Consider the following 13,000-nt stretch of genomic DNA (forward strand, 5'->3'; position numbering starts at 1 on the left):
ATATGGTGTAGACTCGTAAACCTAAATCTTTTTAATTTGGTTTACAAGTCGATTATGACAACGGACGATCTGGCCTTCGATAAACGCCATATTTGGCATCCTTACACTTCCATGACCTCGCCGCTGCCGGTATATCCCGTTGAGCGGGCCGAAGGCTGCGAGCTGGTTCTCGCCTCGGGCGAACGCCTGATTGAGGGGATGTCCTCCTGGTGGGCGGCCATTCATGGTTATAACCACCCGCAATTGAATGCGGCGATGAAAGCGCAAATTGACGCCATGTCGCATGTCATGTTCGGCGGCATAACCCATCAACCTGCGGTGAATCTGTGCCGTAAGCTGGTCGCGATAACGCCTGAGCCGCTGGAGTGTGTCTTTCTGGCCGACTCCGGTTCGGTGTCGGTGGAAGTGGCCATGAAGATGGCGCTGCAATACTGGCAGGCGCGCGGCGAATCGCGTCAGCGTTTTCTGACGTTTCGCCACGGTTATCATGGCGACACGTTCGGCGCGATGTCGGTGTGCGATCCGGATAACTCCATGCACAGCTTGTGGAAAGGCTATCTGCCGGAAAACCTGTTCGCGCCGGCGCCGCAAAGCCGGATGGATGGCGAATGGGATGAAAGCGACATCGCGCCATTTGCCCGCCTGATGGCCGCGCATCGCCATGAAATAGCCGCCGTGATTCTGGAACCTATCGTTCAGGGCGCGGGCGGGATGCGCATATATCATCCACAATGGCTCAGGCGTATTCGTAACATGTGCGATCGCGAAGGCATTCTGCTGATTGCCGATGAAATAGCCACCGGGTTTGGCCGTACCGGCAAACTGTTCGCCTGCGAGCACGCCGGGATCGCGCCGGATATTCTGTGTCTCGGCAAAGCCTTAACCGGCGGCACCATGACCCTCTCGGCAACGCTCACGACACGCCAGGTTGCAGAGACTATTAGCAACGGCGAGGCGGGGTGTTTTATGCATGGCCCGACGTTTATGGGGAATCCGCTGGCCTGCGCCGTCGCCTGCGCCAGCCTGACGCTGCTGGAAAGCGGCGAATGGCGTCAGCAGGTGGCGTCTATCGAGTCTCAGTTACGCGCTGAGTTAGCCCCCGCGCAAAGTTCGCCCTGGGTGGCGGATGTGCGGGTGTTGGGCGCGATTGGGGTGGTTGAAACCACGCATCCGGTCAATATGGCGGCGCTTCAACGCTTCTTCGTCGGGCAAGGCGTCTGGATCAGGCCGTTCGGCAAGCTAATCTACCTGATGCCGCCCTATATTATTCGTCCGGATCAACTGCGCCGTTTGACCCAGGCGGTCAATGACGCGGTACACAATGAAACATTTTTTAGCCATTAATCAGCAGTAAGCGATGCTGCTTCTGGCTACACTTCTGGTGAGTCAAAAGGAGAGCGCATGAAACTTATCAGCAACGATTTGCGCGATGGAGATAAACTTCCTCATCGCCACGTTTTTAACGGTATGGGCTATGATGGCGATAATATTTCGCCGCATCTGGCCTGGGACGACGTGCCGATGGGCACCAAAAGTTTTGTCGTGACCTGTTACGATCCCGACGCGCCGACCGGCTCCGGCTGGTGGCACTGGGTGGTGGTGAACCTCCCGGCGGATACGCGCGTACTGACCCAGGGGTTCGGCTCAGGCCTGGTGGCCGTACCAGACGGCGTCATTCAGACGCGTACCGATTTCGGTAAAGCGGGCTACGGCGGCGCGGCGCCGCCTAAAGGGGAAACGCACCGCTATATCTTTACGGTTCACGCGCTGGACGTCGAGCGTCTTGACGTTGATGAAGACGCCAGCGGCGCGATGGTCGGCTTTAATGTGCATTTCCATTCGCTCGCCAGCGCCTCGATCACGGCGATGTTCAGTTAAACGCTGTGCCGGATGGCGGCGTAAACGTCTTACCCTGCCAACGGGTTGGGTAAGCCGAATAAGCGCCGCGCCATCCGGCAGCATTCACATAAAGTCCGGCACCAGACGCTGTAACGCGCCTTGTGCCAGCAGCGCCGTCGCACACTCAATATCGGGCGCGAAAAAACGATCCTGCGTATAGTGTGTCACCCGCTCGCGCAGTGTCTGCCGCGCCTGTTCCAGTAACGAGCTGGAGGTTAACCCTTCCCGTAAATCTATCCCCTGACAGGCCGCCAGCCACTCCACGGCAATGATGCCGCGGGTATTCGCCGCCATTTCCCAGAGTCGCCGTCCTGCCGCCGGGGCCATTGAGACATGATCTTCCTGATTCGCCGAGGTCGGCAGGCTATCCACGCTGTGCGGGTGCGCCAGCGCTTTATTCTCGCTGGCGAGCGCCGCGGCGGTGACCTGGGCAATCATAAAACCGGAATTAACGCCGCCATTTTTTACCAGGAACGGCGGTAACTGCGACATATGTTTATCCATCATCAGCGCGATGCGCCGCTCCGATAGCGCACCGATTTCCGCTATCGCCAGCGCCAGATTATCCGCCGCCATGGCAACCGGTTCAGCATGGAAGTTACCGCCGGAGATCACCTCCCCCGCATCGGCAAAGACCAGCGGATTATCGGACACCGCGTTGGCCTCAGCCAGCAGTACCTCTTTCGTCTGACGTAACTGGGTCAGACAAGCGCCCATTACCTGCGGCTGGCAGCGAAGGGAATACGGGTCCTGAACTTTATGACAGTGGTGATGTGATTCAGCAATAGCACTGGTATCGGTCAACAGATGCCGGAACAACCGCGCGGCGTCAATTTGCCCCTGTTGTCCGCGCGCGGCATGAATGCGCGCATCAAAAGGACGGCGCGATCCCAGTACGGCTTCGGTGGTCAGCGCGCCGCAGACGACGGCGGAGGCAAATAACTCCTGTGCCTCAAACAAACCGCGCAGCGCGAAGGCCGTTGACGCCTGGGTGCCGTTAAGCAGCGCCAGCCCCTCTTTGGCCGCCAGCGCGACAGGCTCCAGTCCGGCCTTTTTTAGCGCCGTCTGCGCCGGAAGCCATTCGCCCTGCCAGCGCGCTTTTCCTTCGCCAAGCAGCGTCAGCGACAGATGCGCCAGCGGTGCTAAGTCGCCCGACGCGCCAACCGAGCCTTTTGCCGGAATCAGCGGATACACGCCGGCATTCACCAGAGCGATGAGCGCCTCTATCACGCTCAACCGAATCCCGGAAAACCCGCGCGCCAGGCTATTGATTTTCAATACCATAATCAGACGCACCATCGCGTCATCCAGTGGGTCGCCTACGCCCGCGGCGTGAGACAACACCAACGATCGCTGTAGATTTTGCAAGTCTTCATCAGCGATGCGCGTCTGCGCCAGCAGGCCGAAACCGGTGTTGATGCCGTAGGCGGTACGCCCTTCGGCAACGATATCATTGACGCACGCGACGCTGGCGTTAATGCCGTCAATGGCGCTGGCGTCCAGCCGAAGCTGTACCGGATGACGCCAGACATCGTACAGTTGAGAGAGGCTTAGCTGCCCCGGAGTGAGTGTCATGGTGTTCATATCAGCCTTTCCCCTGCGTCGCCGCAACCATCGGTAAATTCAGACCTTGCTCAACAGCGCATTCCACCGCGAGATCATATCCGGCATCGGCATGGCGCATGACGCCCGTCGCCGGATCGTTGTGTAACACGCGGCGAATACGCGCGGCGGCCTCGTCAGTGCCATCACAGACAATCACCATACCGGCGTGTTGCGAAAACCCCATTCCCACCCCGCCGCCATGATGGAGCGATACCCATGTCGCCCCGCTGGCGGTATTCAGCAACGCATTTAACAGCGGCCAGTCGGAAACCGCGTCGGAACCGTCGCGCATCGCTTCGGTTTCACGGTTAGGGCTGGCGACAGAACCAGAATCCAGGTGATCGCGGCCAATCACAATGGGCGCGGATACCTCGCCGCAACGCACCATTTCGTTGAACGCCAGTCCCAGTTTTTGCCGCCACTCCAGGCCTACCCAGCAGATACGCGCCGGTAACCCCTGAAAATGAATGCGCTCGCGCGCCATATCCAGCCAGTGATGCAGATGTTTATCCTCCGCCACTATCTCTTTGACTTTGGCATCGGTTTTATAGATATCCTGCGGATCGCCGGACAGCGCCACCCAGCGAAACGGCCCGATGCCACGACAGAACAGCGGACGAATATAGGCTGGCACAAATCCCGGAAAATCAAAGGCGTTTTCCACCCCCATCTCTTTCGCCATCTGGCGAATATTGTTGCCATAGTCAAAGGTCGGCACGCCCATTTTACTGAACGCCAGCATCGCCCGAACATGCGCCGCCATGGAACGTTTCGCTGCCTGCATCGTCCCGTGGGGATCGGATTGCGCGTTTTTCTGATACTCCTCCCAGCGCCAGCCGGAGGGTAAATAGCCATGTAGCGGATCGTGGGCGCTGGTCTGATCGGTCACCAGGTCCGGGCGCACGCCGCGATTAACCAGTTCCGGCAGGATATCCGCCGCGTTCGCGCACAGGGCGACGGACACGGCTTTCCCCTCGCGGGTGTAGCGCGTAATGCGGGCCAACGCGTCATCCAGCGTGGCGGCCTGCTCATCCACGTAGCGAGTACGCAGACGAAAATCGATACGGCTTTGCTGGCATTCAATCGTCAGCGAACACGCTCCAGCCAGCGTCGCGGCTAGCGGTTGCGCGCCGCCCATGCCGCCCAGTCCGGCGGTCAGCACCCAGCGTCCCGCCAGCGTGCCGTTATAGTGCTGACGCCCCGCCTCGACAAAGGTTTCGTATGTTCCCTGCACGATTCCCTGGCTGCCGATATAGATCCAGCTTCCGGCCGTCATTTGACCGTACATCGCCAGCCCTTTCGCATCCAGTTCGTTAAAATGTTCCCATGTCGCCCAGTGGGGAACCAGGTTGGAGTTGGCGATTAATACCCGCGGCGCGTTGTCGTGCGTTTTAAATACGCCGACCGGTTTGCCAGACTGAATAAGCAACGTTTCGTCCGCCTCCAGCCGGGTGAGCGCATCAACAATAGCGTCATAGCATTCCCAGTTGCGCGCGGCGCGACCAATCCCGCCGTAGACCACCAGCTCATGCGGATTTTCCGCCACGTCAGGATCGAGATTATTCATTAACATCCGCAGCGGGGCTTCTGTCAGCCAGCTTTTCGCCGTTAATACCGTGCCTCTGGGCGCGCGGATAGTCTGCTGACGATACTTGCTTTCAGGCATAGCAATGACTCCTCATTATTATCGGTCTGCCATCGCCAAATAACGCAAAAACGCTACTATCAGGCACCGCCGCAGACCCACAGATAAGAATCAGACATATACTTGTCTATACAAGTAAGCACAAGAATAGAATTAACAAAAAAGATACAATTTTGTTATATTGTGTCAGCAATCACGTTTTCCGGCAGCGGCCCGCTCAGGAGATAAATCGTCCCTGTAGCCGGTAGCGCGACCCGGGGAAAAGTAAGCGGGCGTGAGAAACAATCCGCGACGCGGACCAGGTTGTACGACGAATGAGCAGACAAGGCTCATGCTCTTTGATAGTTAACCACGCGCACTCTTGCGCCGTGGCGCGCACCGCCTCCACAATATGTTCCCCTTCCGTTAGCGGCGCGATCCGCGACAAATAAGCGTGCGGCGTGGTCTGACGGTAATCCTGCGTCAGGTAATCCACGGCAATATCCGCATTCACGCAGCGATCTTCAATTTGTACCGACAGATCGTTTTCATAATGCACCATGATGGAATGGAAAATGACATCGCTCTCATTGACGTTGAGAGCGCTGGCCTGGATGGCGTTTGCCCGCACGCGCTCCAGCGTGAGCACCTCACAACGATGCTGATGGCGGCGGGCGGCAATCTCCTCGGCGATACTGCGGACTTCAAACAGCGCGGACTGGCCTTTCGGTTCGGCGACAAACGTCCCCACGCCCTGTAAACGCACCAGCCACCCTTCATCCGTCAGCTCACGCAGCGCCCGGTTGATGGTCATTCGGCTAAAGCCATACTGAGCGACCAGTTCAGCTTCCGACGGAATGCGATCGTGCGGCTGCCAGACGCCGCCGGCTATTTTTTTACAGATGTCCTGTTTCACCGTTTCGTAAAAAGGCGCAGGCGCAGAACGGGAGCGGGATGAATACATGCGTGAAGCCTTCCTTATGCGGAGAGTGTTTTCCGGATGACAGATTAACGCCACCAGTGCGCGATTTGCCAGCCAAGCCGCGCCGCCACGCGCGCCGCTGCGCCATCTTCATCAAAGCGTGGATTAAATTCAACCAGATCCGCCGCCTGTAATTTTCCGCTGCGGCAAACCGGCTCAATTAAACGCAGAACTTGTATCAGCGGCACGCCCAGCGCCGCGGGAGCGGAGACGGCCGGCATTTCCCAGACAGGCAATACGTCGAGATCGATAGTCAGATAAATTTTATCCACCTTGTCAATAAACTGCGTCATCTGCGCCAGCGCGTCATGGCAGTTAATATCCTCCACCACGGTAACATTCCGCCACTGCGCTTCCCGCCACAACGCCTGCGTATTCGCCGCACGGCTCACGCCGAAACAGGCATAATGAAACGCGCGGCTCTGCGCGTCGCATAGCTGCGCCAGTTGACGAAACGGCGTCCCGGATGTTGCCCGGTCAGTCTGACGGAGATCCAGATGCGCATCAAGATTAATGATCCCTACGCTTTCCTGCGCAAACGCGTCCAGCACCCCCGCGCCGTGTCCAAATGCGGTTTCATGCCCGCCGCCCAGCACCAGCGTGCGCATCCCGGCCCGCAGACAGCGGCTTACCGCATCGCGCAAGGCCTGCTGCGCGCCTTCCAGATCGGGCGTCGGCGCAACCCAATTGCCTAAATCCACCAGCCGTTCATGTCCCTGGTGGCTGGCCATATTCGCCAGCGCTTTACGCAACGCGTCCGGGCCGCCTGCCGCGCCGGGACGCCCTGCATTGCGTTTTACCCCCTCGTCGCAGGCAAATCCCATTAACGCGATCTTTTGCTGCCAGTTTTCGGGGGAAAAGGTCTCGCTGCGCGTGACGGTCTGAAACAGACGCCGCGCATCCGGCGCTTCTATACTGTCATCGCGCCCCTGCCAAAGCGCCGGAGAAGCCGGATACCATTGCGTCATGAGATTTTTCCTCTGTATACCCGCTGATATAAAGGGTTACGCCCCGGCTCATACACAACCTCTACCGGCTGTTCAGCATCCCACACCACAAAATCCGCCCGGTAGCCGGCCCTGAGCTGCCCATGCGTCGCCTGTCTTCCCAGCGCACGAGCGGCATGGCGCGTAACGCCCGCCCATGCCTCTTCCGGCGTCAGACCAAACTGTACGCAGGCCATATTCATCGCCAGATGCAAACTGCAAAACGGGCTGGTGCCGGGATTGAAATCGCTGGCGACAGCGACAGGCACCTGATAGCGGCGCAGCAGTTCCACCGGCGGGCGCTGCGTCTCGCGCAGAAAATAAAACGCGCCGGGCAACAACACGCCGACAGTACCGCCGTCACGCATCGCCGCGACGCCCGTTTCATCAAGATATTCGATATGATCCGCCGATAAACCCTGATAACGACTCACCAGCTGCGCGCCGCCCAACAGCGAAAGCTGCTCAACATGGCCTTTAACGGGAATACCTAACGCCTTCGCCGTCTGCAACACGCGCTCACTCTGCGCCACATTAAAGCCGACGCTCTCGCAAAAGAGGTCTACCGCATCAAATAACCCTTTTTGCCAGAGCTGCGGAATCATCGTCTCGCAGACCAGAGTGATGTAGCCGTCCGGGTCGTCACGATACTCCGCTGGCGTAGCATGAGCGGCCAATAGCGTGGGGCTAATGTCGATAGCGTTTTCGGCGGCAAGTTTTGCAGCAACGCGCAACAGCTTTTCTTCTGTCGCCAGCTCAAGACCATAGCCGGATTTAATCTCCAGCAGCGTAACGCCTTCGCTGGCAAGGCGCATCATGCGTTCGCGCGCCAGCAGGTAGAGCGTCTCCTCCGCACAGGCGCGGGTTGCTGATACCGTCGCGTTAATGCCGCCGCCCTGAGCGCTAATATGCTGGTATGACGCGCCGTTAAGCCGCTGCTCCCACTCTGCGGCGCGGTTACCGGCAAACACCAGATGCGTGTGGCAATCGATAAGTCCCGGGGTTACCAGTCGTCCCTGCATATCATGGATATTGCCCCCGCTGACAGGAAGCTGCGTCTCTGGCACGATATCGCAAATATGCCCTTCGCGTACAATCAGCGCCTGGTTATCTACCAGCCCGTACGGGGCTTGCCGCTGCGGGTCCATTGTCGCCAGCCTGATGTTTCGCCAGACAGTATCGCCCGGTAAAAGTTGCCGCATTCCTGTCGCTCTCTTGCCTGTCATGAGTTGTATAGACATTTATTTTCTTTCTGCTCCGGATTGTCAACTCAAAGCGCGAAAGTTGTTGCTTAATTGTGATAAAACTATCTGATGCTACAGGTGTTTCCAGCCTGAAAAGGAACTTTTTACCTTTTCGCCTTCCCGTTTCGTTCAACTTAGTATAAAAAAGCAGGCTTCAATGGATGTCATTTAACTTTTTCAAGCCCGGAGCAACCTGTGAATACATTATCGGTTTCCCGTCTGGCGCTGGCACTGGCTTTTGGCGTGACGCTGAGCGCCTGTAGCTCTACGCCACCCGATCAGATCCCTTCCGATCAAACCGCGCCTGGCACCGCCTCGCGCCCCATTCTGTCGGCAAATGAAGCGAAAAACTTCGTTGCGGCGCGCTATTTTGCCTCCCTGACGCCGAATACCGCCCCGTGGTCGCCGTCGCCGATTACCCTGCCCGCACAGCCTGACTTTGTGGTGGGGCCGGCAGGTACGCCAGGCGTTACGCACACCTCGATTCAGGCCGCGGTCGATGCGGCAATGGTTAAACGCACGAACAAACGCCAGTACATTGCTATTATGCCGGGCGACTATCAGGGGACCGTGTATGTTCCCGCCGCGCCGGGAAGTCTGACCCTGTACGGGACCGGTGAAAAACCGATCGATGTGAAAATTGGGATGGCGATTGATGGTGAAATGAGCGTCGCTGACTGGCGCCGCGCGGTGAATCCCGGCGGGAAATATATGCCTGGTAAACCCGCCTGGTATATGTTCGATAACTGCCAAAGCAAACACGCCGCAACGATCGGTGTGATGTGTTCTGCCGCGTTCTGGTCGCAGAATAACGGTCTGCAGCTACAAAATCTGACCATCGAGAACACGCTGGGCGACAGCGTCGATGCCGGAAACCATCCGGCGGTGGCGTTGCGTACCGATGGCGACAAAGTCCAGATTAACAAGGTCAATATCCTTGGCCGCCAGAACACCTTCTTTGTGACCAACAGCGGCGTGCAGAACCGTCTGCAGACCGATCGTCAGCCGCGTACGCTGGTGACGAACAGCTATATTGAAGGCGATGTGGATATGGTTTCCGGACGCGGCGCCGTGGTGTTCGATAACACCAACTTCCAGGTCGTCAACTCCCGCACACAGCAGGAAGCCTACGTCTTCGCCCCGGCGACGCTGTCCAATATTTACTATGGCTTTTTGGCGATCAACAGCCGCTTTAACGCCTCCGGCGATGGCGTTGCGCAGCTTGGCCGCTCGCTGGATGTCGACGCCAACACCAACGGTCAGGTCGTGATCCGCGACAGCGTGATTAACGAGGGCTTCAACGTTGCCAAACCGTGGGCCGACGCGGTCATCTCGAAACGTCCGTTTGCCGGAAATACGGGAACCGTGGATGACAAAGACGAGGTGCAGCGTAATCTGAACGACACTAACTACAACCGCATGTGGGAATACAACAACCGCGGTGTAGGCAGTAAAGTGGTGGCGGAACCTAAACAGTAATCGCCGTTCCGGTTCAGGCTTATAAACGGGCCGCCGCAGCAGATGTGGCGGCCCGTGGTTTTACTGCAAGCGATGTTTATCGAAATTAATCAGGCATCCTGCCTTGGTGAGCTCCAGCCCGCCGCCCTCCGGCACACAACGCTTTAGTACGCGTTCACCACAACCCACATCGGCCCCTGCCCGACGGCATAACGGCCTTTTTCCGTCAGCAACCCCTGAGTGCCCGTAATTTCATAGACCGCGATATGATGTGATTTTTGACCCGCTGCAATCAGGTATTTTCCGCTATTGTCGATATTAAAGCCGCGCGGTTGGGCTTCCGTCGGCTGGAAGCCTTCAACGCTCAGTACGCTGCCATCTTCGGAGACACTAAAGACGGTAATCAGACTGGCGGTGCGGTCACAGGCATACAGATGCCGTCCATCCGGCGTAATATGAATATCCGCCGCCCAGCGGGTATCGGAAAAATCGGCGGGCATCATATCCAGCGTTTGTACGCACTCTATCTCGCCATGCGGATTTTTAAGCTGCCAGACATCCACCGAACTGTTCAGTTCATTGACGCAATAGGCATATTGTCGATTCGGGTGGAAGACCATATGACGCGGGCCTGCCCCTTCGACTGTATTTACTTCCGCCGGCTCCTGGGCCACCAGATGGCCGTCATCGCTTAGCGTAAACAGACAAATGCGATCCTGTTTTAGCGCAGGCACCCACAGGGTACGGTTATCAGGCGTAATATTTGCCGAGTGGCAGCCGTCCAGCCCTTCCACCACATCCACCAGCTCAACCGGCAGACCATCCTGTAAGCGCGTCACGCTGACATTACCGGCGTTATACGATCCGACAAAGACAAAACGACCATGATGATCGGTAGAAATATGGGTCGGGCTACCCGGCAGGGCGGATTCGGCGGCAAACGTCAGCGCGCCATCATCCGGCGCAATACGATACGCCAGGACACGAAACTCCGGGCGCACGCCGACATAGAGGTAGCGTTTATCCGGACTGACCACCATTGGCTGAACCTGACCGGGCACATCCACGACCTGTACCAGCGTCAGCGTCCCTTCGTGGTTCAGGCTCCAGACGTGAATTTGCTGACTCTCAGGGCTGGCGGTATAGACTGTTTGTTTCATGAATACTCCTTTGCATATGGCATGTAGCTGCAATAACAGGACACAGCTTAACGTAGTCGCTTTTGACGGCGAATGCTGAATTCAGACGCAGAATTTTGTCTGCTTACCGTCCCGGTGTACCATGCCGACAGACGGAATTATTACTCTTAATCTGGAAAAAATTATGACTGCACGCGTGATTGCCCTCGATTTAGACGGAACGTTATTAACCCCGCATAAAACCTTACTCCCCTCCTCGCTTGACGCGCTATCACGTGCCAAAGAGGCGGGCTTTCAACTTATCATTGTCACTGGTCGCCATCACGTTGCTATTCATCCTTTTTATCAGGCGCTGGCGCTGGAAACACCTGCTATTTGCTGCAACGGCACCTATTTGTATGATTATCAAGCTAAAACTGTCCTGGATGCCGATCCTATGCCCGTGGATAAGGCGTTGCAGTTGATTGATTTACTGGATGAGCATCAGATTCACGGCCTGATGTATGTTGATGACGCTATGCTTTACGAACACCCAACCGGTCACGTCGTGCGTACCTCCCGGTGGGCGCAGACCTTGCCGCCGGAGCAACGTCCGACCTTTGCACAGGTCTCTTCGTTGGCGCAGGCGGCGCGCGACGTGAATGCCGTGTGGAAGTTTGCGCTTACCGATGAAGATATTCCCAGGCTACAGCGGTTCGGTCAGCATGTTGAACAGGCGCTTGGCCTGGAGTGCGAATGGTCATGGCACGATCAGGTGGATATCGCGCGCAAAGGCAACAGTAAAGGCAAGCGCCTTACCCAGTGGATAGAAGCGCAGGGAGGGTCAATGAAAAATGTGATCGCTTTCGGCGATAACTACAACGACATCAGTATGCTGGAGGCGGCAGGCACCGGCGTTGCGATGGGCAACGCCGATGAGGCGGTGAAAGCGCGCGCTGACGTCGTGATCGGCGATAACACTACCGATAGCATCGCCAAATTTATTTACACCCACCTGCTATAGTCAGGCGGTGATAGAAACGCTTTTCACCTGCGCGTAAAGCCACAGGCCAGGCTTGATACTCAGCTCATCCCTGGCCCACGGGCTTATTCGCGCCCACAGCGTTCTGCCGCCTATCTCAAGCTGGACTTCCACCTGTCCGTTATCGTCATAACAATTCGCCACTTTTGCCCGCAATACGTTGCGGATACTGGTCTGCTGCGGCGGCTGTAGTACCAGCGAGACATCCGACGCCTGTATACGAATACGCAGTGTGGATTGCAGCGGCTGATTGAGTTTATTTACCCATAGGTGCTGGTCGCCAAGCGCCAGGGCGGTCATGGCATAATGCGGGTGATGCTCCAGCACGCTGACTTTCAGAATACTGCTCTGTTGCTCTTTCGGCAGCCACGGGTGCATAACGCTGCTTCCCCAGACCTCCTCCAGCGGGCCAAACGCTTTAACCTGTCCATCCTCCAGCACCATGACTTTATCCGCCAGGTGGAGAATTTCATCGAGAGAATGGCTGACATACAGCATGGGAATATTGATTTCTCGCGCCAGCCGTTGCAGGTACGGCAGTAATTCGCGTTTACGCGGGATATCCAGCGAGGCCAACGGTTCGTCCAACAGCAGCAACTCCGGGGCGGTGAGCAATGCCCGGCCTATCGCTACGCGCTGTTTTTCTCCGCCGGACAAGCTCCCCGGCAGGCGATCAAGCAACGCTTCAATTCCCAGCAGCGACACCAGCTTATCAAACTGGCCGGTCATGCTTTTCGCCATGCCGTAGCGCAAATTGCCGCGTACTTTGTAATGGGGGAACAGGCGCGCATCCTGGAAAACATAACCGATGCGGCGCTTTTCCGGCGTTAAACAGATACCGTTTTCCGCGTCATGCAACACCCGACCATTCAGCGCGATGCGTCCTTTTTGTGGGCGAGTCAAACCGCTGATGGCATTAATCAGCGAGGTTTTTCCCGCGCCGGAGACGCCAAAGATAGCCGTGATCCCACTGGCTGGCAGCGTTTCGTTGAGGGTTAAACAGTGCGTTCCCAGCGTCTGGGAAAAATTAAGCTCCAGCATG

Annotated in this window: 11 protein-coding genes; 4 read left to right on the forward strand and 7 right to left on the reverse strand. The window is 57.2% G+C overall.

The genetic code is table 11. The annotated features are described in order from the left end of the window. The first annotated feature begins 54 nt into the window (after window positions 1–54). Both bioA and EOS98_RS15215 read left to right on the forward strand, forming a co-directional pair. On the forward strand, window positions 55–1,344 hold the full coding sequence (gene bioA, locus EOS98_RS15210) for an adenosylmethionine--8-amino-7-oxononanoate transaminase (RefSeq protein ID WP_000205503.1): 1,290 nt from the start codon (window positions 55–57) through the stop codon (window positions 1,342–1,344). Window positions 1,345–1,401: 57 nt separating this feature from the next. Next, a complete protein-coding gene (locus EOS98_RS15215; protein ID WP_000767403.1) occupies window positions 1,402–1,878 on the forward strand; it encodes a kinase inhibitor in 477 nt (158 codons plus the stop codon). An 84-nt stretch (window positions 1,879–1,962) separates the two neighbouring features. Here the strand turns inward: EOS98_RS15215 and hutH are convergent, their stop codons facing one another. From hutH to hutI, 5 genes are all read right to left on the reverse strand, one after another. Beyond that, window positions 1,963–3,483, reverse strand: a complete 1,521-nt coding sequence (gene hutH, locus EOS98_RS15220; protein WP_079984595.1) for a histidine ammonia-lyase — start codon at window positions 3,481–3,483, stop codon at window positions 1,963–1,965. A gap of 1 nt (window position 3,484) precedes the next feature. Next, window positions 3,485–5,170 carry a urocanate hydratase gene (gene hutU, locus EOS98_RS15225; protein WP_001115209.1) on the reverse strand — a complete coding sequence of 562 codons (1,686 nt, stop codon included), beginning with the start codon at window positions 5,168–5,170 and terminating at the stop codon, window positions 3,485–3,487. Between the two features lie 196 nt (window positions 5,171–5,366). Continuing rightward, entirely contained in the window at window positions 5,367–6,092 is a 726-nt protein-coding gene (locus EOS98_RS15230; RefSeq protein WP_126524178.1) for a histidine utilization repressor, read from the reverse strand. A gap of 44 nt (window positions 6,093–6,136) precedes the next feature. Next, window positions 6,137–7,078 (reverse strand): formimidoylglutamase, encoded by a 942-nt coding sequence (hutG, locus tag EOS98_RS15235; RefSeq protein WP_126524179.1) that lies wholly within the window; start codon window positions 7,076–7,078, stop codon window positions 6,137–6,139. Beyond that, entirely contained in the window at window positions 7,075–8,298 is a 1,224-nt protein-coding gene (gene hutI / locus EOS98_RS15240) for an imidazolonepropionase (protein ID WP_126524433.1), read from the reverse strand. Before hutI ends, hutG begins: the two co-directional genes overlap by 4 nt. 237 nt (window positions 8,299–8,535) lie before the next feature. On the opposite strand from hutI, the gene EOS98_RS15245 reads away from it, so the two are divergent. Next, on the forward strand, window positions 8,536–9,819 hold the full coding sequence (locus EOS98_RS15245; RefSeq protein WP_001094776.1) for a putative acyl-CoA thioester hydrolase: 1,284 nt from the start codon (window positions 8,536–8,538) through the stop codon (window positions 9,817–9,819). A gap of 143 nt (window positions 9,820–9,962) precedes the next feature. Here EOS98_RS15245 and pgl read toward each other — a convergent pair whose 3' ends face one another. Further along, window positions 9,963–10,958 carry a 6-phosphogluconolactonase gene (gene pgl, locus EOS98_RS15250; RefSeq protein ID WP_000815468.1) on the reverse strand — a complete coding sequence of 332 codons (996 nt, stop codon included), beginning with the start codon at window positions 10,956–10,958 and terminating at the stop codon, window positions 9,963–9,965. Window positions 10,959–11,121: 163 nt separating this feature from the next. On the opposite strand from pgl, the gene EOS98_RS15255 reads away from it, so the two are divergent. After that, on the forward strand, window positions 11,122–11,940 hold the full coding sequence (locus EOS98_RS15255; RefSeq protein ID WP_001539531.1) for a pyridoxal phosphatase: 819 nt from the start codon (window positions 11,122–11,124) through the stop codon (window positions 11,938–11,940). Here the strand turns inward: EOS98_RS15255 and modC are convergent, their stop codons facing one another. After that, on the reverse strand, window positions 11,941–12,999 hold the full coding sequence (gene modC, locus EOS98_RS15260) for a molybdenum ABC transporter ATP-binding protein ModC (protein WP_000891711.1): 1,059 nt from the start codon (window positions 12,997–12,999) through the stop codon (window positions 11,941–11,943). Window position 13,000: the final 1 nt, after the last annotated feature.

Origin of the sequence: Salmonella sp. SSDFZ69 (assembly GCF_004010755.1) — a bacterium.
Lineage (GTDB): Bacteria > Pseudomonadota > Gammaproteobacteria > Enterobacterales > Enterobacteriaceae > Salmonella > Salmonella enterica.